General features: G+C 60.1%; 18 protein-coding genes. 9 read left to right on the top strand and 9 right to left on the bottom strand.

Annotation, left to right across the window (positions count from 1 at the left end; all coding sequences use genetic code 11):
* The first annotated feature begins 4 nt into the window (after positions 1-4).
* From ACZ0A4_RS10000 to ACZ0A4_RS09985, 4 genes are all read left to right on the top strand, one after another.
* Entirely contained in the window at positions 5-475 is a 471-nt protein-coding gene (locus ACZ0A4_RS10000; protein WP_134177130.1) for a YbjN domain-containing protein, read from the top strand.
* A complete protein-coding gene (locus ACZ0A4_RS09995) occupies positions 472-1,419 on the top strand; it encodes a peptidylprolyl isomerase (RefSeq protein ID WP_463574400.1) in 948 nt (315 codons plus the stop codon). The genes ACZ0A4_RS10000 and ACZ0A4_RS09995 overlap by 4 nt, the downstream gene beginning before the upstream one ends.
* 190 nt (positions 1,420-1,609) lie before the next feature.
* Complete coding sequence (locus ACZ0A4_RS09990; protein ID WP_463574399.1) at positions 1,610-2,590, top strand: LysR family transcriptional regulator; 981 nt, start codon at positions 1,610-1,612, stop codon at positions 2,588-2,590.
* A gap of 173 nt (positions 2,591-2,763) precedes the next feature.
* Positions 2,764-3,282, top strand: coding sequence for a GNAT family N-acetyltransferase (locus tag ACZ0A4_RS09985; protein ID WP_463574398.1), 519 nt, complete (start codon positions 2,764-2,766; stop codon positions 3,280-3,282).
* A gap of 1 nt (position 3,283) precedes the next feature.
* Here the strand turns inward: ACZ0A4_RS09985 and ACZ0A4_RS09980 are convergent, their stop codons facing one another.
* Positions 3,284-3,976, bottom strand: a complete 693-nt coding sequence (locus ACZ0A4_RS09980) for an aspartate/glutamate racemase family protein (RefSeq protein ID WP_463574397.1) — start codon at positions 3,974-3,976, stop codon at positions 3,284-3,286.
* A 204-nt stretch (positions 3,977-4,180) separates the two neighbouring features.
* Here ACZ0A4_RS09980 and ACZ0A4_RS09975 point away from each other — a divergent pair, with 204 nt between their 5' ends.
* Complete coding sequence (locus ACZ0A4_RS09975; RefSeq protein WP_463574396.1) at positions 4,181-4,672, top strand: hypothetical protein; 492 nt, start codon at positions 4,181-4,183, stop codon at positions 4,670-4,672.
* Positions 4,673-4,881: 209 nt separating this feature from the next.
* On the opposite strand, the gene ACZ0A4_RS09970 is transcribed toward ACZ0A4_RS09975, so the two are convergent.
* From ACZ0A4_RS09970 to ccoN, 3 genes are all read right to left on the bottom strand, one after another.
* Entirely contained in the window at positions 4,882-6,024 is a 1,143-nt protein-coding gene (locus tag ACZ0A4_RS09970) for an IS481 family transposase (protein WP_463573905.1), read from the bottom strand.
* Between the two features lie 129 nt (positions 6,025-6,153).
* Complete coding sequence (locus ACZ0A4_RS09965; protein WP_016983187.1) at positions 6,154-6,372, bottom strand: hypothetical protein; 219 nt, start codon at positions 6,370-6,372, stop codon at positions 6,154-6,156.
* An 18-nt stretch (positions 6,373-6,390) separates the two neighbouring features.
* Positions 6,391-7,818, bottom strand: coding sequence for a cytochrome-c oxidase, cbb3-type subunit I (gene ccoN / locus ACZ0A4_RS09960; protein WP_463574394.1), 1,428 nt, complete (start codon positions 7,816-7,818; stop codon positions 6,391-6,393).
* Between the two features lie 347 nt (positions 7,819-8,165).
* Here ccoN and ACZ0A4_RS09955 point away from each other — a divergent pair, with 347 nt between their 5' ends.
* The 3 genes from ACZ0A4_RS09955 to ACZ0A4_RS09945 all read left to right on the top strand — a co-directional run bounded on the left by ACZ0A4_RS09955 (position 8,166) and on the right by ACZ0A4_RS09945 (position 11,431).
* The gene (locus ACZ0A4_RS09955) at positions 8,166-9,839 is read left to right on the top strand and encodes a nitrite/sulfite reductase (protein ID WP_463574393.1); all 1,674 of its coding nucleotides are present in this window, start codon (positions 8,166-8,168) and stop codon (positions 9,837-9,839) included.
* On the top strand, positions 9,836-10,315 hold the full coding sequence (locus tag ACZ0A4_RS09950; protein WP_463574392.1) for a DUF934 domain-containing protein: 480 nt from the start codon (positions 9,836-9,838) through the stop codon (positions 10,313-10,315). The genes ACZ0A4_RS09955 and ACZ0A4_RS09950 overlap by 4 nt, the downstream gene beginning before the upstream one ends.
* Positions 10,316-10,456: 141 nt before the next feature.
* Positions 10,457-11,431, top strand: coding sequence for a hypothetical protein (locus tag ACZ0A4_RS09945; protein ID WP_463574391.1), 975 nt, complete (start codon positions 10,457-10,459; stop codon positions 11,429-11,431).
* A 229-nt stretch (positions 11,432-11,660) separates the two neighbouring features.
* Here ACZ0A4_RS09945 and ACZ0A4_RS09940 read toward each other — a convergent pair whose 3' ends face one another.
* Complete coding sequence (locus ACZ0A4_RS09940) at positions 11,661-14,021, bottom strand: tetratricopeptide repeat protein (protein WP_463574390.1); 2,361 nt, start codon at positions 14,019-14,021, stop codon at positions 11,661-11,663.
* Positions 14,022-14,232: 211 nt separating this feature from the next.
* Here ACZ0A4_RS09940 and ACZ0A4_RS09935 point away from each other — a divergent pair, with 211 nt between their 5' ends.
* Complete coding sequence (locus tag ACZ0A4_RS09935; RefSeq protein WP_463574389.1) at positions 14,233-14,910, top strand: DUF3313 domain-containing protein; 678 nt, start codon at positions 14,233-14,235, stop codon at positions 14,908-14,910.
* A 49-nt stretch (positions 14,911-14,959) separates the two neighbouring features.
* Here ACZ0A4_RS09935 and ACZ0A4_RS09930 read toward each other — a convergent pair whose 3' ends face one another.
* From ACZ0A4_RS09930 to ACZ0A4_RS09915, 4 genes are all read right to left on the bottom strand, one after another.
* Complete coding sequence (locus ACZ0A4_RS09930; protein ID WP_463574388.1) at positions 14,960-15,958, bottom strand: DUF3829 domain-containing protein; 999 nt, start codon at positions 15,956-15,958, stop codon at positions 14,960-14,962.
* Positions 15,955-17,574: a J domain-containing protein gene (locus ACZ0A4_RS09925; RefSeq protein WP_463574386.1), complete on the bottom strand. Its 1,620-nt coding sequence runs from the start codon at positions 17,572-17,574 to the stop codon at positions 15,955-15,957. The genes ACZ0A4_RS09930 and ACZ0A4_RS09925 overlap by 4 nt, the downstream gene beginning before the upstream one ends.
* Before the next feature lie 100 nt (positions 17,575-17,674).
* Complete coding sequence (locus tag ACZ0A4_RS09920) at positions 17,675-20,179, bottom strand: fused MFS/spermidine synthase (RefSeq protein WP_463574385.1); 2,505 nt, start codon at positions 20,177-20,179, stop codon at positions 17,675-17,677.
* Positions 20,180-20,367: 188 nt separating this feature from the next.
* Positions 20,368-21,948: an arylsulfatase gene (locus ACZ0A4_RS09915; protein ID WP_463574384.1), complete on the bottom strand. Its 1,581-nt coding sequence runs from the start codon at positions 21,946-21,948 to the stop codon at positions 20,368-20,370.
* Positions 21,949-21,959 lie beyond the last annotated feature (11 nt).

Below are 21,959 nucleotides of genomic sequence, written 5' to 3'. Positions count from 1 at the left end.
AGTAATGACTCAATTGATCAGCCACGTATCGCCAAAATCTCTGACCGAAGTCCTGCAAGCTGCGGGTTATCGCGTCAACGAAACCGAGCAGAACGGTATTGTTCAGTTGCTCAGCGCCAGTCAGGGCATTGGTTACGCCGTGCGTTTCGGTAATCCGGCGGTGGAGCAGGGCAGTTACGTCGATTTCACTTTCAGCTGTGCGCTGCGGGTGCAGGGTGAGTTGCCACAGGGTGTGGCCGAGCAGTGGAACGCGAGCCGCCGGTTTGCGCGGTTGTCGTTGCAGGGCGAGTTTCTGGTGATGGAGATGGACGTGGTGGTGGCGGCGGGTGTGAGCAATGATCACTTGCGCGGCAACCTTGAATTGTGGGATCGCCTGCTACAGGAATTCATCGTTTATCTGCGTGACTTCACCCAGAACGGCAAAGCGCAGACCGCGAAAGTCGCCGTTGCCGAGCAAGAGGAAGTCGCGCTGTGAAAAAGCCTGCCATGGTGATCAGCGCCGCCGCTGTGGCGCTGTTGGTGGTGGCCGTGGCGCTGGTGGTGCGGCCGGGCAGTGACCCGGTCGCCGCCCAGCAATCGTCGCCGCTGGCGACGGTTGCAACGGGGCCGGCGGTGGCGCGGTTGGGCAATCAGCAGGTTTCGCCTGATGAATTGCAGGCGTTGCTGGCGACAGTCCCGCCGCAAACCCGCGAACAATTGCGCGGTAATCGTGAGGCGCTGGAACGCTGGATTCGCACGCGTCTGGCCGAGAAAGCGGTGCTGGAGCAGGCGGATGCGCAGGGTTGGGCGCAGCGGCCGGAGGTTGCCCGGCAGACCCGTGCGGCGACTGAGCAAATTGTCTTCCGTGATTACTTGCGTTCGGTCAGCGAAGTGCCGGCGGATTATCCGAGTGCAGCCGAGTTGCAGCAGGCCTATGAAGCCGGCAAGGCGAACTGGCAGACGCCGGCGTTGTATCGGGTCAGTCAGATTTTTCTTGGGTTGAATGATCCGCAGACGCTTGAAACGGTGCGCAAGCAGGCGCTTGAACTGAGCAAGAAAGCGCAGGCGACGCCGGCGGAGTTTGCCGCGCTGGCGACTCAGTATTCTCAGGATCGTGTCACCGCTGAACGCGGTGGCGATAGCGGTCTGCAACCGTTGCAGCAACTCGTCCCGGAAGTGCGTGGCGCGGTGGCGCGGCTCAAGGTTGGCGCAGTCTCTGACCCCGTCCAAAGCGCCGCCGGGTTCCACGTAATCAAACTCACCGAACAACAACCGATGCGCACCGCGACCCTCGATGAACTGCGCGATCAACTGACCCAGGCCTTGCGTGCACAGCGACAGGAGCAGATTGCCCAGGCGTATCTGGACGGCATGCTCAACACCGCGACATTGAGCATTGACGGTGCCGAGCTCAACAAAGTCCTGGAGGAAAAACGCTGATTTCACTTTCACCACAAAACCACTGTGGGAGCTGGCTTGCCAGCGATGGCGGGGTGTCAGGCACAAATGAAGTTGGATGTGCCGGCCTCATCGCTGGCAAGCCAGCTCCCACAAGGTTCTCCACTAGGTTCAGAAATAGTTGGAAAGTGCTGGAAGCCACCAAAATACAAAGATCGACAGGGAGTCATCGATGTCATTCACCGAACCCGCAGGACGACCGGGCACCACCGATTACCGCTGGCCACACGACAACAGCGAACCGTGGCTCGCACACGCCGCGACCATCGATGTCGATGTCGCCCAATACTTTCTGGTCAGCGCCCGCTGCGGCTGCTTCATGCAAGCCGCGCGCAGCCTCAACGTGCGCTCGACCCTGCTGCGTAAACAACTCGCGCAGCTCGAACAAGAACTGCAACACACGCTGTTCAGCTTCCACGGCAGCGCGCTAAGCCTCACCCGCGAAGGCCAGCAACTCCAGGCCAAACTGGTTACGTTGGCCAACGAGCGCAAACTCCCAGTGATCGAACAACCGCTGATTCGTCTCGCCGTGGCCGAATCGATCCTCCACGACATCCTCGGTCGCGATCTCATCGCACTGCTGCGCCGCAACGCCAGCGTACGCCTGGAAATCATCGCGCTGGACAGTGAATTGTCGCTGCGTGCGGTCAGCGCCGACATTGTGCTGTGGCTGGCCAACGGTGAAACCCCACACCCCGGCCCGACCTTCGCCACCAGCGAACCGCAAGCGCTGGCGCGCCTCGACTACCTGCCACACATCGCCAAACGCTACTCCCGCGTCACCGCCCGCCCGGACACCCCCGACGACCTCGCCGACTTCATGCTGGTGCAATGGCAGCATGACCGGCAGATCGACAGCTTCCGCCCGTGGAATGAACTGGTCGAACAGCGCCTGGCCGGTGTGGTGCAGATGCAGTCTTATGAATTGATGCTGGAAATGATTCGCTGCAGCGCGTGCATTGGTTTGTTGCCGGCGTATATGAGCCGGTTTGATCGAGGCCTGATCGCACTGCCGGGGCTGTTCGAGGAGCCTATGCAATTGCAGGCGTGGCTGGCGGTCAATGCTGACTCGCAAAATATCAGCGAAGTCCAAACCTTGACCGACCTCATCCACCATACCTTCAACGAACGTCGGGAATGGTTTCAGCCTTGACGTCAATCACCTGTGGGAGCGAGCCTGCTCGCGAAAGCAATCTGACATTCAACTCTCTGTTGCCTGACACACCGCTTTCGCGAGCAGGCTCGCTCCCACATTTTGATATTCGCCAGACAGCGGTTTATCGGTTTAGAGTGATCAGCCACACATCGATCCAGGAAGGATCCGCCATGCCCGACCACAACCCCGCCATCCACCTCGAACGCTTCAACGAATCCCACCTCGAAGGCATCACCGCGCTGTACAACGATCCGGTCGTGGCGCGGCAGGTGTTGCAGATGCCGTTTCAGTCCGTAGAAGTCTGGCGCCAACGCCTGCTGGCGGACAACGAACGCGCGGTGAAACTGGTGGCGTTGCATCAAGGCGTGGTGATCGGCAACCTAGGGCTGGAGGCGTATTCGCGGATGCGTCGGGCGCACGCTGGCAGTTTCGGCATGGGCGTCGCGGTCGCGTGGCAGGGCAAAGGCGTGGGCTCGAAGTTGTTGGCGGCGGCGCTGGAGGTCGCCGACAACTGGATGAACCTGCATCGCGTCGAACTCACGGTCTATGCCGATAATGAAGCGGCCATCGGCCTCTACCGCAAATTCGGTTTCGAGGACGAAGGCCTGTTTCGCGATTACGCGGTGCGCGACGGGCAGTGGGTCGACACCCTGAGCATGGCCCGCCTGCGCAATCGCCCGAAAATCTGACTCAGTCGCCCAGCGCGAACGCCACCGCCGACTGCGCATGCAGCTCGGTGGTGTCGAGCAGGGGCCGGGCGCTGTGTTCGGGTTTGACCAACATGCCGATTTCCGTGCAGCCGAGGATGATCGCCTGCGCGCCACGCGCGGTGAGGGATTCGATTACCCGCTGATAGATTTGTCGCGACTGTTCACTGATCACGCCAACGCAGAGTTCGTCGTAGATGATCCGGTGCACGTCTTTGCGCTCGGCTTCGTCCGGCACCAACACGGTCAAACCCTGAGCGATCAGGCGTTGCTTGAGGAAGTCCTGTTCCATCGTGAATGCCGTGCCGAGCAAACCGACGGTGCGAGCATTGATGTCCAGAGCTGCCTGCGCGGCCGGTTCGGCAATGTGCAAAAACGGAATGCTGATCGCTGCCTGAATCTGCTCGGCGACCTTGTGCATGGTGTTGGTACACAGCACCACGCATTCGGCGCCGCCGGCTTCGAGCCGGCGCGCGGCGTCCACCAGAATCGCGGCGGCATCGTCCCAGCGCCCGGCGTGCTGGGCCTGTTCGACCGGGCCGAAATCGACGCTGTACATCAGCAATTGCGCCGAGCGCAACGGGCCGAGACGATCACGGACTTGCTGATTGATGAGTCGATAGTATTCGGCGCTGGATTCCCAGCTCATGCCGCCGATCAGGCCGATGGTGCGCATTGGATGTCCTCAGGCAAATGACAGTGTCGAGCGTACTCGGAGTGTCCTTTTGTTCGCGATCCGATGCCAGCGACAAGTGACTGTACCGCTGATCTTTCACGCAAGTGTCATGGTGCTTTATCGGGGCGGGTGCAGGTTAAACGTACGCCGGGGCTGGTATCTGCCACTATCAACCTTTGCAGGTCCTTTCCGAGGAACACCGCTATGGACGACGTACAACAACTGGGCGAGATGCTCCGTCATTACGCCGAGAGCGAAGCGCACAAGAAACAACTGTTCGAGACGCAATCGGCGACATGGGCCTCACGGATTACCGCGCTGTTCGGCGATATTCAGCAATGGCTGGAACCGGTGCAGGCGCCGAATCTGCTGGAGGTGAGTCGCGAGTCTTATGTCGCGTTCGGGCCGAGCACACCGGTGGAGACCTCGACCTTCAAAACAGAAAAGCTGAGCATTGTGATTGCCGGCAAACCGGTGGAGTTTGTGCCGGATGTGATGGGCAGTGGCGGGCAGATTTCATTGGCGGTGATGGGGTTGACGGCGGCGCGTTATGGCAGCATTTCGCTGGTGGGATTGGCGAATGGTGAGTGGCAGTGGCGCAAGACCAATGGGCTGAAGGATCCGGATACGTTTGTGTTTGATGCGAACTTTCTGGCGCAGCAGTTGCAGAGTTTGATTCCTCGCGATCGCGGTTAAGATCAAGAGCCTACCCCCTCACCCCAGCCCTCTCCCCCAGGGGGGCGAGGGGGAAAGGGAGCAGACCGAGTGCTGTTCAAAACCTGAGTTCGACTTGATCTTTCAGGTCGGTGTAACCCGAACAAACAACCCGGTCAGTTCCCTCCCCCTCTGGGAGTGTATGTACCGGAGACATGGTGGACACATGTTCGGAGACATGGTGGACGGTTTTAGATCTTCTTACCTGCCGTAACGATCTGCAAGTTCAAGTCGATCCGGGCGATACGATGTCTACTCCAGTAGACATCGTGGATGCCGTCCTCCGTCGTTTCCCGGATAGCTACTGACCTCCCGTGAAAAGCCTTTCCGACTGTGTATTCACGGTTCCTCCAGTAGATCTCTCCTTTTACCTGAACCTTCCTGACCACATCCCCATCGTCGTACTCCGGCGCCGCCGGTTGCTCCTGATATTCCCGTGGGCTGCTGCTGTAGCGAGTAGCAGGAACCTGCATGTTCAACGCTTGATGCGGACGCTTCTGGTTGTAAATCTCACGCCAGATATCAAACGCCCGTTGTGCATCGTCCAGATCGGTGAAGGGATGGCCTTGCAGGACTTCCCTTTTCAGGCTGCGGTGGAAGCGCTCCAGCTTTCCCTGGGTTTGCGGGTGATAAGGTCGGGAGTGGCCGACCTTGATGCCCTGGCTCATCAGCCAGACCTCCAGCGCGGTATAAACGCCGGTCTGGTCACCCCATGGCGAACCGTTGTCCATCGTCATGCGCAGAGGCAGACCGTAGAGCCGAAAGGCCCGCATTAGTTGCTCCTGGACGGTTCGGCGCTGCTCATTGGCGCACGCAGCGATGCACAGTGAGAACCGCGAGTGATCGTCCAGTATCGTCAGCGGATGGCAACGTCCGTGGCTCAGGCTGATATGGCCCTTGAAGTCGATCTGCCAAAGATCGTTGGGCTCCTCGTGCTCGAACCGGATAAACGGTTTGACCTCGGCAGCCTTTGGATCAACCCGCGAATGACGTTGTAAAACCGCATGCACGGTGCTGACAGAGGGCATCACTTTGCCGTCGTCTTCCAACACACGCTTGAGCTTGCGAGCGCCCCAAGCGGCGTACTCCTGACTCAGGGTCAAAATCTGCTGCTCAACCTCTTCAGCGCAGCGTTTGGGTGACGTCTTTGGTCGTCGAGACTGATCGATCAACCCTTGCGCACCGAGATTTTCAAACCTGCTGAGCCATTTGTAGGCAGTGCTTGGGCTGATATTGAATCGACGGCAAAGCTGCCGAACATTGGCCCCTTCTTGCCGAGCCAAAAGCACGAATTCTGAACGAAGCTGCACGGTGGACACCTCTTCCCAGGACACAGGTCATCTCCTCGGTGATGAGCAATGTGTCTATTAAAAAGTGTCCACCATGTCTCCGAACACCCGTCCACCATGTCTCCGGTACATACAGGGAGAGGGCTAGGGTGAGGGCAACCCGACTGACACCCCTCACATATCGAGATTGACCCACCCCGGCTTCGCCACCTCCGGCGCCACCGCTTTCACAGTCTTGCCGGTGGCCAGCTCAACCCGCCGCGCCACCTCCGGATCATCGGCAAACGGCACCATACTCGCTTCATCCAGACTGTCCGCCGTCTCCCGCCGCAAGCAGTACTCCACCGCCAGCCACAGAAACACCACGCCCAACACATCAAAGAAAATCTCCATCACGAGCGGCTCCCTGCCTCAGGCGATCTGCGCTTCGCGGTGCGCCAATGCCACGTCGGCAACCCGCACCGTGCGCCAGACGTTGTAAGCCATCAGCAGCATACCTGTGAGGAAGAACACCCCGCCGGCAAAGCGCACGATGAACCCCGGATGACTGGCCTGCAGTGCCTCGACAAACGAATAGGTCAGCGTGCCGTCCTCGTTGATCGCTCGCCACATCAGGCCCTGAGTGATGCCGTTGACCCACATCGAGGCGATGTACAACACCGTGCCAATGGTCGCCAGCCAGAAGTGCAGGTTGATCAGCGGCGTGCTGTACATCTGCTCGCGGCCAAAGACTTTCGGCACCATGTGATAGGTCGCGCCGAAGGTGATCATCGCCACCCAGCCCAACGCGCCGGCGTGGACATGGCCGATGGTCCAGTCGGTGTAGTGGGAGAGGGCATTGACCGTTTTGATCGCCATCATCGGCCCTTCAAACGTCGACATGCCGTAGAACGCCAGCGACAGCACGAGGAAGCGCAAAATCGGGTCGGTGCGCAACTTATGCCAGGCGCCGGACAAGGTCATCATGCCGTTGATCATCCCGCCCCAGCTCGGCGCGAGCAGAATCAGCGACATGGCCATGCCCAGCGACTGCGCCCAGTCCGGCAGCGCGGTGTAGTGCAAATGGTGCGGGCCGGCCCAGATGTACAAGGTGATCAGCGCCCAGAAATGCACGATCGACAAGCGATACGAATACACCGGCCGATTGACCTGTTTCGGCACGAAGTAATACATCATCCCGAGGAACCCGGTGGTCAGGAAGAAGCCCACCGCGTTGTGCCCGTACCACCACTGCACCATGGCGTCGGTGGCGCCGGAATACACCGGATACGACTTGAACCAGTCCACCGGAATTGACAGGTGATTGACCACGTGCAACATGGCGATCACCAGAATGAACGCACCGAAAAACCAGTTGCCGACGTAGATATGTTTGGTCTTGCGCTGCACCACGGTGGTGAAAAATACGATGGCGTAAGCGACCCAGACCACGGCCATCCACACCGCGCCGGAGAATTCGATCTCGGCGTATTCCTTGGTGGTGGTGTAGCCCATCGGCAGGGTGATCAGCATGATCACGATCACCGATTGCCAGCCCCAGAAGGTGAAGGCGGCGAGTTTGTCTGAATACAGCCGCACCTGACAGGTGCGCTGCACCGCGTAGTAACTGGCGGCGAATTGCGCGCTGCCGGCGAAACCGAAAATCACCAGGCTGGTGTGCAGCGGGCGCAAGCGGCCGAAGGTGGTCCATGGCAGGTCCAGGTTCATCTCTGGCCAGACCAGTTGCGAGGCGATCAACACGCCCATCGCCATGCCCACCACACCCCAGAAAATCGTCGCAATGACGAATTGGCGGACGACCTTGTAGTTATAAGCCTGTCCGATTGTTGCTGTACTCATGGTCAGTTCATCCACGGTTGCAAAGTCTTGCCAGGCCACCCGGTCTGGCATGAGCTGCACTGTAGAAACCCCGCCAGAAACAAAACAGGCTCAGGAATCTTTCATTTGTGCGGATCAGATTGAAGGGCTGACTGCGGCGTTCTGCCGCGCCCTGATATGGTTTTTATCGCTTCAGGTGAATCTGTAACGTGCTGCGCCGTTCGGCCATAGTCTGGGAAAATCCTGTGGGAGCGAGCTTGCTCGCGAATGCGGTGTGTCAGACAACCTATTCGTTGCCTGACACACCGCATTCGCGAGCAAGCTCGCTCCCACAGTTTTGATCTGTGATCAATTCTGGTGAGGTGTGCATGTATCAATACGATGATTACGACCGGGCGCTGGTGTTCGAGCGTGTTGCGCAATTTCGCGATCAGGTCGAGCGCTTCATGGCCGGGGAATTGAGCGAAGAAGAATTTTTGCCGCTGCGTTTGCAAAACGGTCTGTACATGCAGAAGCACGCCTACATGCTCCGGGTGGCGATTCCCTATGGCACGTTGAGCGCCGAACAGATGCGCACGCTGGCCAGCATCGCCAGCGATTACGATCGCGGCTACGGCCACTTCACCACCCGGCAGAACATGCAGTTCAACTGGATCGAACTCGCCGAGGTGCCGGACATCCTCGAGCGTCTGGCGCAGGTCAACATGCATGCGATCCAGACCTCCGGCAACTGCGTGCGCAACATCACCACCGAGGCGTTCGCCGGGGTCGCGGCGGACGAATTGATCGACCCGCGCCCGCTGGCCGAGATCCTGCGGCAGTGGTCGACGATCAACCCGGAATTCCTCTTTCTGCCGCGCAAATTCAAGATCGCTATCTGCTCGGCGAAGCAAGATCGTGCGGCGATCATGATGCATGACATCGGTCTGTATCTTTACCCCGGCCGCGACGGGCAGATGTTGCTGCGGGTCATCGTCGGCGGTGGTCTGGGGCGCACGCCGATCCTCGGTTTGCAGATTCGCGAAGGCTTGCCGTGGGAGCATTTGCTGTCCTACGTCGAAGCGGTTTTGCGGGTGTACAACCGCCACGGTCGGCGCGACAACAAGTACAAGGCGCGGATCAAGATTCTGGTCAAGGCACTGGGCATCGAGGCGTTTGCCAAGGAAGTCGAAGAGGAGTGGCAGCACCTCAAGGACGGCCCGGCACAACTGACCGAAGGCGAATATCAACGCGTTGCCAGTGCGTTCGTGCCGCCGGTTTATCACACCCTGGCCGACACCGATCTGGACTTCGGCACGCGCCTGGCCGAAAGCCCGGCGTTCGCCCGTTGGGTCGCGCGTAACGTGCAGCCGCACAAGGTGGCGGGTTACACCAGTGTGGTGCTGTCGACCAAACCGGGCATGGCGGCGCCTCCGGGCGATGTGACCGGCGCGCAGATGCTCGCCGTCGCCGACTGGTCGCAGCGTTTCGGTTTTGGCGAGATTCGGATCGCCCATGAGCAGAACATCGTCCTGCCCGACGTGGCGAAAACCGACCTCTACGCGCTGTGGCAACTGGCGTGCAAACACGATCTGGGCAGCGCCAACGTCGGCTTGCTGACCGACATCATTGCCTGCCCCGGTGGTGATTTCTGTGCGTTGGCCAACGCCAAGTCGATCCCGATCGCCCAGGCGATTCAGGCGCGCTTCGACAACCTCGATTACCTGCATGATCTGGGCGATATCAGCCTGAACATCTCTGGCTGCATGAACGCCTGCGGCCATCACCACATCGGTAATATCGGCATTCTTGGCGTCGATAAGAACGGCAGCGAGTGGTATCAGATCACCCTCGGCGGTGCGCAGGGCAAGCACAGTGCGCTGGGCAAAGTCATCGGCCCGTCGTTCAGCGCTGCCGAGGTACCGCAGGTTATCGAGCGGATCATCGGCACGTTTGTGCGCTATCGCGAGCACGAGGAATTGTTTGTCGATACCGTGGCGCGGATCGGCCTGGAGCCGTTCAAGGAGCGGGTCTATCCGAAGACGCTGGAGGCCGCGGTATGAATAATTTGTTGCGGCTGGAGCAGGGTGTAGCGCGGATTGTGACGGACGATCCATGGACGCTGGTGCGCGAGCCATCGACGCCAAGGCCCGCCGGGCTGTTGATGTTGCCGTTGGCGCATTGGCTGGAGTCGCCGTCGACTCACGCCGTGTGGCTCGGCCCCGACGATGAGGTCGAAAGCCTGGTGCCGTGGCTGGGATCGTTGCCGCTGATCGCACTGGATTTTCCGAGTTTTCGCGACGGGCGTGCTTACAGCCAGGCGTATCTGCTGCGCAGTCGGTTCGGCTGGGCAGGGGAGTTGCGCGCGATTGGCGACGTGCTGCGTGATCAGCTCAGCCATATGCGCCAGTGCGGTTTCGACAGTTTTGCGGTGCGTGAGGACAAATCTGCCGGGGATGCGTTGAAAGGATTGGCCGGGATGAGCGTGCTGTATGGGCGTTCGGTGATCGAACCACGCCCGTTGTTCCGTCGGCGCTAACCCTTTGCCCGGGCAGGGGAAACCCCTAGAAACCTCATGAATCGGGCATTTCCCCTTGGGTCAGTGGTGGCCTTTTGGTAGAGTCGCCGTCGCCAGCGGGTTTTCGGCTGGACGATGGAACCGAAGAAGGGAGTCTGATCAGTGAGTCCGGGCAAAAAAATCCTCGGCCTCACAGCGTTGCTGTTGATGGTGACGCTGTGGGCCAGTTACTTTTATGTATTCAAGGAAAACCGCGACGGCCAGCTCGGCGGCGTCGGCGAAAGCAGCGCGTGGTGCGGCACGCCACCGTCCACCGAAGCGGCATTGCTGGGCAAGGACCAACTGACCTTGCGCGTCACCAACAACCTGCGCGGCGAGTTCATGCTCAGTGGTTCGCTGGTGGTCTCGGAACGCACCTTCAACCGCTACGACCTCGCTCGCAACGAACTGCGTCTGCGTCTGGAGCCGTTGCAATGGTCCTTCGGCGTCACGCCGATCTTCCTTGAGCAGGTCAAGGTTCAGCCGCTTAGCCGCAACCTGTCGGCCACCAACAAAAGCGCCTACGCTGAACTTGAACCGCGCCCGATCGGCGTACAGGGTCAAGTCACTGAATTCCCTTTCGACACCTATCGCTACGGCTATAAACCGGTGCTCTATTACCTCAAGGGCAGCGAGCGCATTGATCTGCGCTTCAAGAACATCACCACACTGATGGAAATGTCGAACACTTTCACACCGATCCAGAAGTACAACCGCGTCGACTACATCAACGAGAAAACCTCGATGATTCGCGACGAGGATTACAAAGCGTACGGGCCGCACGAATGTGCCTTCAGCATCGAGCGCAAGGGTTCGTTCAAGGTTGTGGTGTTGTTGCTGCTGTTGGTGTTGTGTCTACCGTTGCTGCTGGTGTTTTACCGTAATGAACCAGGGATCGACTTCCTTGCCACGCTGTTGGGCGCGGCGATCGTGCGGGTGCTGCTGATCGGGCCGGTGCAGGATTTTCAGCTGTACAACATCGACTTCCTGTTGGGGGCGGCGATTTTGCTGGTGGGCACGGTGTCGTTGATCAAGGCGATGCACATCAACAGCCGGCGGGAGATGGCGTTGCGCAGTGGTGAGACTTCGTCCTGGTAATCGGTTGAACGCTTAAAAGCCCCTCACCCTAACCCTCCCGAAACGTCGGACCGCCCGTAGGGAGAGGGGACTGACCGAGGTGTCTTGCGAGTGACACCGACATGAAAGACCGAGTCGATTATGGATTCAACGCCAATCGCTCAAGTCGGCGTATCTCCTGAATATTCCCCGATCGGTCCCCTCTCCCAGTGGGAGAGGGCTAGGGTGAGGGAAGACAATCTCCAGCCAATCACTTAAGCGCCGGATCCCCCATATTCATCTTCTTCCACCCCTGCAACAGCACCTGCGCTTTCGGCTCCTGCCCACTGTCGAGATACCACTGAATCAGCGACAACCGCGCATTGCGGTTCGCCGGTTGCACCTTGAGCAAACCTTCCAGCACCGCACACGCCTCATCGACCTTGCCGCTTTCATGCAGCGCGACCGCCAGTACATAACCGTACTGAGCGTTCTGCGGTTCCAGTTGTGCGGCTTTTCTCAGCGATGACATGGCTTCGGCAGCCTTGCCCGCGCGGATCAGCGACAGACCTTGGGTGTGTTGCAACAGCGCCGCGTCCGGATACTGCTTGAGGCTGTCATCCAGCATTGTCTGCGCCTCTTGACCACGGCCATTGGCCTCCAGCCATTGCACCAGCGTCACCAGTGCCGGGTAGAAATCCGGGTCGCGCTTAAGCGCCGAGCGCAACAGACCTTCGACTTGCGAACCGCGGCCACTGGCCTGATACAACATTGCCAGATTCAGATTGGCCTCGGCACGTTCCAGCAGGCTTTTCTGCACCGCTTCGTACTCGGCAATCGCAGCATCCCAATCGGCTTGCGCAGCGCCAAGACCGTTGTTGCGCGCAACACTCAACAGATCCCGTGCAGCCACAATGCGCACGGCTTTCACTGGATCACCCAGTAGCGGCGACAACAATGGCGCACGCTCCGGTGGCGGCAGGAATGCACTGATCGCTCGCGCAGCGCTTTCACGCACTTGCGGCGCCGGATTCTTCAGGTCCTGGGTGGCCAGTTTCAGTGCCTGTTCGCTCGGGTACAGCGGCAATTCAGCGAGCAATGTCGCCCGTTGAATCGCTGGCAGGTTGCTGCGCTGCAACTGCTCGTACAGCGCATCCGCGGCGCCCGGCTGGCCGTTGCGGATCAACCACAGGCTTTCGTCATAACGCGGTGCCAGCGGCGCGGTGGAAGCGCTCCACAACTTGAACTGCGCGGTGACCTTGTCGCCGGCCTTGCCTTGGTGACAGGTCAGGCAGGCGTCCGGCGTGCCGAGCTTCTGCGCCCGTTCCGGGTCGGGAATGCTGAAGCTGTGGTCATGCCGGAAATCGTTGCCCATGTAGAACTTGCCGGGCATGTGGCAATCCACGCACTGCGAACCGGGCTGGCCCAGAGTGTGGCGGGTGTGTTCGATGGAATCGTAGTTCTTCGCTTGCAGGCCCTTGCCGTCAACGCCTTCGATCGAAGTCTTGCCGGCGGTGTTGTGGCATTGCAGGCATACCGCGTTGCCCGGTGCTTTCAGTTCGGTGCTGTGGGGGTTGTGGCAGTTGCTGCACCGCACGCCCTTGTCGAACATCTTGCTTTGCAGGAATGAGCCGTGTTCGAACACCTCATCCTTGATCTTGCCGTCCAGCGCATAGAGTTCGCGGGTGAGGGTGCTCGGCAGGTAATCGTCCATCAAGCGTTTGCCGACGGTGTAGCCATCGCCCAGCGGCGCACGACGCGCGTGGCAACGGGCGCAGGTTTCGATCTCGACGGTGGCGTTCTTGTCCTTGAGATCGACGTCGAAACCCTGATGGATCAGATCGGTTTTTTTCTGCGTCCACTCCACGTGATTCGAGGCCGGACCGTGGCAAGCCTGGCAGCCGACACCGAGGCTGTTCCAGTGACTGTTGAAGGTGTTGCTCGCCGCATCGAAGTTGCGCTTGAACCCGGTGGTGTGGCACTCGACGCACATGAAGTTGGCGTTCTGGCTCGGCTTGCTCCAGTGCAACGGATTCTTGAAGTTCACGCCCTGGTCGGGGTAAAGGTGAAACCAGCGGTGTTTCTCGGTATCCCACGCCACGCCGAGCGCTTGCAACCGGCCTTCGCCAACCTCGATCAGATACTGCTGCAACGGTGCGATGCCGAAGGTGTAGGCGACTTTGAAATCAGCATTCTTGCCATCGATGCCTGGAGTGTTGACCCAGAACTCACCGCCCTTGCGCGAGAATCGTGTGGTCTCGTTTTCGGCTTTGAAGGTGATGTTGTTGAAATCGCCGAGCATCGTTTCAGCGTTCGCCGGCTGCATCGCCAATTGGTGATGCGAGCCTTGCCAGTCCTTGACCTGTTCGGTGTGGCAGCCCTGGCATTGTTGTTCATCGACCATCGTCGCCGGTTTGCTTGTGAGCACGGCTTGTGGCTTGGCGGGGGCGGCAACGGGGGCGCTGACCGGCGCAGGTTTCACCGGCACCGCAGCAGGGCTGAACAGAAACCAGCCGATCCCCGCCACGGCGGCCAGCAGAACGCCAATGGTGATCGGGAACAGATAGTTTGAGGGTGAAGATTGAGTCGAGTCAGGGTCAGACTGTGCGGTTTTATTTTTATGCTTGGGCATTGCGACTTCCGTAGTCCAGGTGCATTTGCCGTCTGGCGTGCGTTCAAGCTCAATGCAGCTTTGCCGGACGACCGGCGTCTGTCAAATGACGGTTGTGATCCGCCACGCAGCCTTGCGTGAATATTGTGCTTTGCAATCGCAATTACTGAGGTTTTAGCTATACCTGTAACTCCCCCGGCAAAGTTTTTGGCCTTCTGACAGGAGTTACAGCATGAAGCTAGCAGTGATGATGGGCACGCTGTGCATTGCCACCGTGGCGATGGTGGGTTGTTCCAGCAAAACCGTCGACCCGAAAGAGTACTCCGGCTTCCTCAAAGACTACAGCCAGCTCAAGGAGGCCAAATCGCCGTCCGGTGCCGAGGTGATGCGCTGGATGGACCCGAAACTCGACATCAACAAATTCAGCAGTGTGTATGTCGAACCGAGCCAGCTCTATCCAAAGCCACAACCGACTGCAAAAATCTCCCAGCAAACCCTCAATGGCATCACCAGCTACTACGACCAGGCACTCAAGCGTGAGCTAAGCAAGTCGCTGCCACTGGCCGCAGGTCCCGGGCCTGGAGTGATTGTGGTACGTCCGGCGATCACCGCCGTGAGCAGCAAGACCGAAGGCCTGCACGCTTATGAAGTGATCCCGATCGCACTGGTGGCAGCAGCAGTCAGCACCGCCAGCGGCATTCGCGATCAGGAAACCACCCTGGCTACCGAGGCGGTGTTCATGGATGGTGCCAACAACCATGTGGTGGCTCAGGTTGTGCGCAAAGGCACCGGCAAACCACTGGAGAACGACACTCAGGCGTTGAAGGCCGATGACGTCAAAGCCGTGATCGATGGCTGGGCGTCGGATATGCACCAGATGTACCTGAAGCTGAAGTCCGAATCGAAATAAGCGCACGAGGCCGGATTGTCCGCGAGGACTCTCCGGCCTGTGCCCACCCTCAGAAGTTCGCGCGTGCCCGGCTGTTGTAGTGGCTGAGCAGGGCGTCATAGCTACGGGTGACGGCGTAGTAGTCTTCGCTCAAACGTTGCGGTTCAGCGTGGTCCTGCCAGTCCTTGTGCAGGGTGTTCAGCGCGTCGAGGTAGTGCTGCGCTGGCTCGCTGATGTATCCCCACAGTTCCTTTGCGTCATCATCCTTGGTGCGCAATCCGCGCTCGCCGGTGCGCGTGAAAGGCTCGCGGCGATCCCACGCCTGTTGCAGGCTGGCGGTGGTGTCCGCCACGGTTTGCGGTGTCAGCGTTCGGTGCTTCATCCCGTCTTCCAGTCGCTCCAGGGTCTCCCGGGCCTCAATCATGTACGCCAGCAGAGACCAGTGAATCTCCTTGCCCACGCGCGCTTCGAGGCGTTTGAGTTGTTCGTTGCGCTGAGCGATATCGAGCGTCACAAGGTCTTTTCTCAGGGCCGTCGACGTTTTGAGGTAGTCAGCAATGGCGCTCAGGTACCGCTCCCGGTAGCCCCCTGACGGATTCGGGAACACGGAAACGAAACTTGCACTTCTATCGAATCGTGAGGGCATCGATACCGTTGCCACGTCCTGCAGCGCTTTCGCATAGTCACGGACGGTTTGCGAGAGTCCCGGCTGATAGCCCAGAAGATCGAGCTTCAGGTTCATGCTGGAGAGACAGGCATCCTTCTGGATGTCCTGCACGATGCGCGCATCACTGTCCTCGAAGTCCCGTGGCTCGGGCACCCAATTGGCGGCGGAATAATCCTTTGGCGGTTTCGGATGTTTGTATTGCTCGTAGGCCACCTGCCAATGCACGTCGACACGGTTGACGCAGGTGATGATCGGGTTCAGCGCGTTGGCCTGAGCAGTCACGGGCGCGTCGCGATTGTCCAGCCACAGGTCGAGTTGCAGGAACGGCGTCGTTGCCCCCGACAGCCCCATCACCAGGAGCACGACGAGCAGGCCACTGACAAACATCAGTCGTGAACTCATGGTTTTGCCTCCGCGCCATACCATTGCTCACGGGTGGCGGGTGCACCGCAGCCGGTCGCCGTGGCGGGCAGACGACTGCACAAGCGCTCGGCCCAGGGTTGCAGTCCCTGATTGCGAGTCACCGTGCCTTTGCTGGCGATCACATTGAGCACGCCGAGGGCGATCACCAGGGCAACTACGCCGAGGACCACCAGGCAAATCTTCAGCAGCGGATTGCGCTGTTCCCAGGATACGTGTGGCTGGACCTGGCGCCGGCGGACCAGACCGACCACCGCCAACGTCGTCGCATAGACCACCCCGCCGACAGGGCCGAATAGCCAAGTGAGTCCGGCGACCATCAGTGCACAGGGAATCAGGTCGCGAATTACACCGAACGGCGCCGCGATCCCCGGGCACAGCCGCGCGCTGAGCCAGTCATCCAGCAGCCAATAACGGTGCGCCAGATCGTGGGCCAGCCAATTGAGGCCGGCGGCGATTACGCCAAACACCACGATCGACACCATGAAAATATTGAACAACCCGGTGACGCGCAGCCCCAGCGGGATGAAGTGCGCAAAGGCACCGATCAGGCAAGCCAGCACCACGCCAAGGTACGTCGGCCATTCGCCACGGCTCAGCTCCCAGTCGCGCCAGAAGAACGCGGTGCCGCCGGGCAGTTCTGCGCAGACCTTCGGATGATTGGCATACAGCGCAGAGCTCAATTGGCGGCAATGCTCCCAATCTTTCTCACGCAGGCGCCGGGCCAGCGCGCGACGATGGCTGAACGGGCCGCTGCCGAGCAACAGGCGGGCAGCACGATGTTCGGCAGTAGCAGGCGGTTCTTGTGCGAGTTGACGCTGCCGCGCGATAAAAATCGGTGCTTCATGGCGCGCAACCAGACGTTTCCATTCGCCACCCGGGCAACGGTTGGCCGGGCCGGAGAGCCAGCCCTGACCAGCGCAAACCTGCTCGAAAATAGCGGAGGACCAGTATTCGCTGTCCAGCAGCAATCGACTGAGGAACAGGTTGAACCACAGTCGGTGCACTTCAGCATCGAGCCAGAGGTATTGCGTGCACTGTGCGTAGGCCTGCAAAAAGGCCGCACTGTCCTCACGTTCGAGGGTGTCACGCAGCGGTCGAGTCATGCGCTCCCGCTGCTGATCGAGCAGCAGTTCGATCGACTCTTCATCCAGCTCAAGCCGTTGCCAGGCACTGAACCAGTGATAGGTCTGCACTGCCCAATCGACCATCGGTGCCGATGTTTGCGGGTTCTCGATGCAATGCTGCAGCAGGGTCTCTTCGAGGATATGCGCACAACCCTGCTCAACGGCGAGGGCATGGCGCTGTTGCAATTGTGCAAGGCTGGTGTCGTGCAGTGAGCGCGTCGCCTGCTGCAAGGCATCGACTTCGACCACGGTCAGGCCGGTCAAGTCCCAGCTGTCGTCCTGCGCTTCGTTGTCTTCCTGGACGTGCGCCCACTCCTTGTAGTTCAGGGCTTGCTCGTAGGCGTCACGCAGGCGCTGGAAGCCCTCGGCGTCTTCGTCCGGACGGGTCTGTTTGAGCAGGGCAGCGTATTGGCGTTTGATACTGCGCGTATCGGCGTCGGCCGTGAGGCCAAGGACGGTCCAGCAACTCATTGCGTGTACAACTCCATGAAAACCTGCGACGCGGTCCAGTGATGGCACTTTGATTTTGCGCACCCTACCTGTTTCGCGTCGAAAAGTCCTCAGCCGTTGTTTATTTGCCGACGAACCAGCGGAAATACGGGTTGCCGCCATCGCCGCGCATCACCTCGCCGATATCCCGCGCCCAGGCATCGCGGTCGCCATCATAGGCATGCAGACTGGCGCGATAGAACTGCATCAGGCGCTGGCGATGGGTTTCCATACGTTCATTGAAACCGGCATCGGCATTCACCAGTGGTGGCGCTTGATACAGGTCCAACAGTGCCGGCAACACACGTGTGATTTCCTTGCTGCGCACCCAGGGTGCGTACTCGATGCGCGGTTGATCGTCGGTCACCGCAGGTGCATCGGCGGCAAAGCGTTCGAGCCCGGTGCGATCGGTGACCCAGGTCGAGAGCAGGGCTGCGGCTGAGCCGATGCCGACATCCTGCAATGTGCTGCGCACGCTGTCCTGCTGGAAACGCGCGGTGATTTTCGCGACGTCCAGTTCCATCGGCTGCATCGAGCCGACCAGCAACATCTCGTGGAACTCGCTGGTCCACAGCGACGCGTACGGGAACACGTCGAGGAAACTGCGCACCAGCGAACGCGAGTCGTCGATGTTCTGCGTCGGCAACGGCAGCCACTGCGCGACGATGCCCTGTTGCTCCAGACGGCTGGCCGCCAACTGATAGAAGTCGCGTGAATACAGATTGACCACGCCGGCTGCGGATGGCGGTGGCGGTTCGAGGGTGATCAGGTCGTAGGTTTGCGCGCTGCGCAGCAGTTCCTGGCGCCCGTCGCGCAGACGCACATCGACGCCGGGATCGCTGGCGGCGTTGAAGTTGCCCTTGAACAGTGGCGCGGCTTTGACCACCGACGGCAGCAGCTCGGCGACCACCCGATGTTCCAGCCCCGGGTAGCGCAACATGGCGCCGGCGGTGATGCCGGTGCCAAAACCGATGACCAGGGTCGAACGCGGCTCGCCGTTGTGGATCAGTAGCGGCAACAGGGCCTGAATGCGCATATAGCGCAGCGACGGCATGGCATCACCGGTGTTTGATACGCCTTGAATATACAAACGGTGGAAGGTGTTATCGCCGCGACCTTGAGCAACCACCGCCACCGTACCGCCACGGCCTTCTTCGTAGAACGCCAGGCTGCCGTTGCGCGCGCCGGGCAACAGGCTGGCGAGTTTGTCGACCGGGGTGAACACGGCAAGAGCTACCGCGAGCAAACCGAGGGCAACCACGGCCTGACGCCGGCCTTTTTTGACGTGATGACCTTTGCGCACGGCAAAATAGCCGATGCCGGCGGCGATAATCGCCAACAGGCCCAAGGTGCGCACCAGCCCCATTAGCGGGATCAGCACAAAGCCGCAAAGCATCACCCCGACGATCCCGCCGAGGGTATTGAAAGCGACCACGGCACCCACATCCCGGCCTACGCGTTCATGGCCGACACTCAAACGCAGTGCCAGCGGAAACGCCGCGCCGAGCAGCAGCGTCGGTACAAAGACAATGCTCAACGCTGCCACCGCGAAGCGTGCACTCATGCCGGCCAGTTCACTGGCGCCCAGACTCAACAGCCACATTTCCGCCTGACTTTGCGCGATCACCAGCCAGCGCCCGAGCACGGCGATTTCCAGCAGCGCGATCAACCCGGCGCCGGCAATCAGCAAGCCGAACACGCCCCACGGATCGCGGATCCGTTCAACCCGCCGGGCGAGCAAGGCGCTGCCGATAAACAACCCGGTCAGATACGTCGCCAGCACCACGGCAAATGCGTAGGTGCGCGTGCTCATGAACTGCACGATCGATTGCGACCAGACCACCTCATAACCGAGTGCCACGCCACCAGCGATGGAGTACAGCCACAGTGCGCTGCGATCCGGGGCTTTTTCAGCGTGATGTTTAGTGAGGGTTGCCACCGGCACCGGATGCTGCCGGGCCAGCCATAACGCGCCGATGGCTGCCAGCAGATTGAGCATCGCCGCGAACAACGCGCTGCCACGTACGCCGAGGCTGGCGATCAACACAAACGCGGCGAGCAGAGTGCCGACAATCGCCCCCAGCGTATTGGCCGCATACAACTGACCGCCAGCCTTGCCCGGATCGGCGGCAAGCGAACGCACCAGCACCGGCAGGGTGCCGCCCATCAACACTGCCGGCAGGCCCACCAATGCGAACGGCAATATCCAAGCGAGCAGGCCGACATGCTCTTGCAGCCAGGCAAACGGACTAGCCGCCAGGCTCATGGCCACGGTCGCGCCGACGCCGAGAATCGCCACCAGCACTTCCAGCCCGGCATACAGCAGAACCGGCTGCTGCACACGGTCTGCCCAACGCCCGAACAGCCAGCCACCGATCGCCAGGCCTGCGAAAAACGCGCTGATGCCGGTGGTGATCGCGTAGACCTCGACGCCGACCACCAGCGACAGCTGCTTGATCCACAGCACTTGATAGACCAACGCAGCGGCACCGGAAATGCACAGCAGCAGGGCAGGGATGAGCAGGGCCGGGGAGGTGGTGTGCGCAGCGGGTATGGCCGATGGCTTGCTGGCGATACGTGAGGACATTCGAAGGCCTTAATTCAAGAGTCACTGTGACGGTACTGGCCCCTTCGCGAGCAAGCTCGCTCCCACATTGGAATTGTGTACGCCACATATCCCCTGTGGGAGCGAGCTTGCTCGCGAATGGGGCCGACACGGTCCCAAGTCGAAAACAGGGCCGTCCGCCGGTGAGGGCGAACGGCAGTCCAGCGGGCTTACTGTGCAGCTTTCATTTTTTCAGCGATTTTCGCGTCTACCGCAGCACGGATCTGGTCGATGCTGAAGCTGGCCGGTTTCTGGCTCGGTGGGTAATCGACGAAAGTCTGTAGGAATGCGGCGGACTTCATCACCGCCATCTCGGTCAGATAAACGTTTTTGGTGGTCCAGTCGTAGTACTGATCGGAAACGGTGTCAGCACGTTCATATGGGTCCATCCGCAGGTTGAAGATTTTCGGTACGCGCAGGCATACGAACGGTTCACTCCAGACCTTGAAACCACCCGGTGCACGTTGTTCGCAGAACACCGCTTTCCAGTTGCCATAGCGCATCGACACCAGTACGCCGTCGTCGTTGAAGTAGTAGAACTCTTTGCGCTCACTCTTAGGGTTTTGGCCGGTCAGGAAAGGCAATTGGTTGTAACCGTCCAGATGCACCTTGAAGCTGGTGCCGCCAGAGGTCGGCGCCCAGCCCTTGAGCAACTTGTTGGTGACATCGGTGTCACCGGCCGCCGCGAGCAAGGTCGGGAACCAGTCCAGGCCCGAGAACATCTCGTTGGTGACTTCACCCGGTTTGATCTTGCCCGGCCAGCGAACCATCGCCGGTACGCGGTAGGCGCCTTCCCAGTTGGAGTTTTTCTCGTTACGGAACGGCGTGGTCGCCGCGTCCGGCCAGGAGAACTGGTTCGGGCCGTTATCGGTGGTGTAGACGACGATGGTGTTGTCGGTGATTTTCAGGTCATCGAGGGTTTTCAGCAGTTTGCCGACGTCGCCGTCGTGCTCGAGCATGCCGTCTGCGTATTCGTTGCCGGGCATGCCGCTCTGGCCCTTCATGGAATCACGCACGTGGGTGTAAAGGTGCATGCGCGTGGTGTTCATCCAGACGAAGAACGGTTTGTCCGCCTTGGCCTGTTTCTCGATGAACGCTTGCGCCGCCGCCGTGGTTTCGTCGTCGATGGTTTCCATGCGCTTGGTGGTCAGCGCGCCGGTGTCTTCGATCTTGCCGTCGGCGAAGCTGTGGATCACGCCACGGGGGGAAACAGCCTTGACGAACTCGGCGTCATCTTTTGGCCAGTACGGACGCTCCGGCTCTTCTTCGGCATTGAGGTGATACAGGTTGCCGAAGAACTCGTCGAAACCGTGGTTGGTCGGCAGGTATTCGTCCTTGTCGCCCAAGTGGTTCTTGCCGAACTGGCCGGTCGCATAACCCTGCGACTTGAGCGCCTGAGCAATGGTGATGTCGCGTTTTTGCAGGCCCACCGGTGCACCCGGAATACCGACCTTCGACAGGCCGGTACGCAGCGGCGTCTGCCCGGTAATGAACGAGGATCGCCCAGCCGTGCAACTGTTCTCCGCATAGTAATCGGTGAACATCATGCCTTCTTTGGCGATGCGGTCGATGTTCGGGGTCTTGTAGCCAACCACCCCCATCGAATAGGCGCTGATATTGGTCTGGCCGATGTCATCGCCGAAGATCACCAGAATGTTGGGTTTTTCAGCCGCTGTGGCCGTTGCCGACAGCGCCATGACCGAAGTCGCCACTAAGGCGAGCTTGGGTAGCCACTTGCGTATGCGAGTCATCTGACTTGCTC

This window comes from Pseudomonas sp. AC172 (assembly GCF_979258595.1).
The sequence above is the reverse complement of the archived record's forward strand: the minus strand, read 5'-3'. Positions and strand labels throughout refer to the sequence as shown.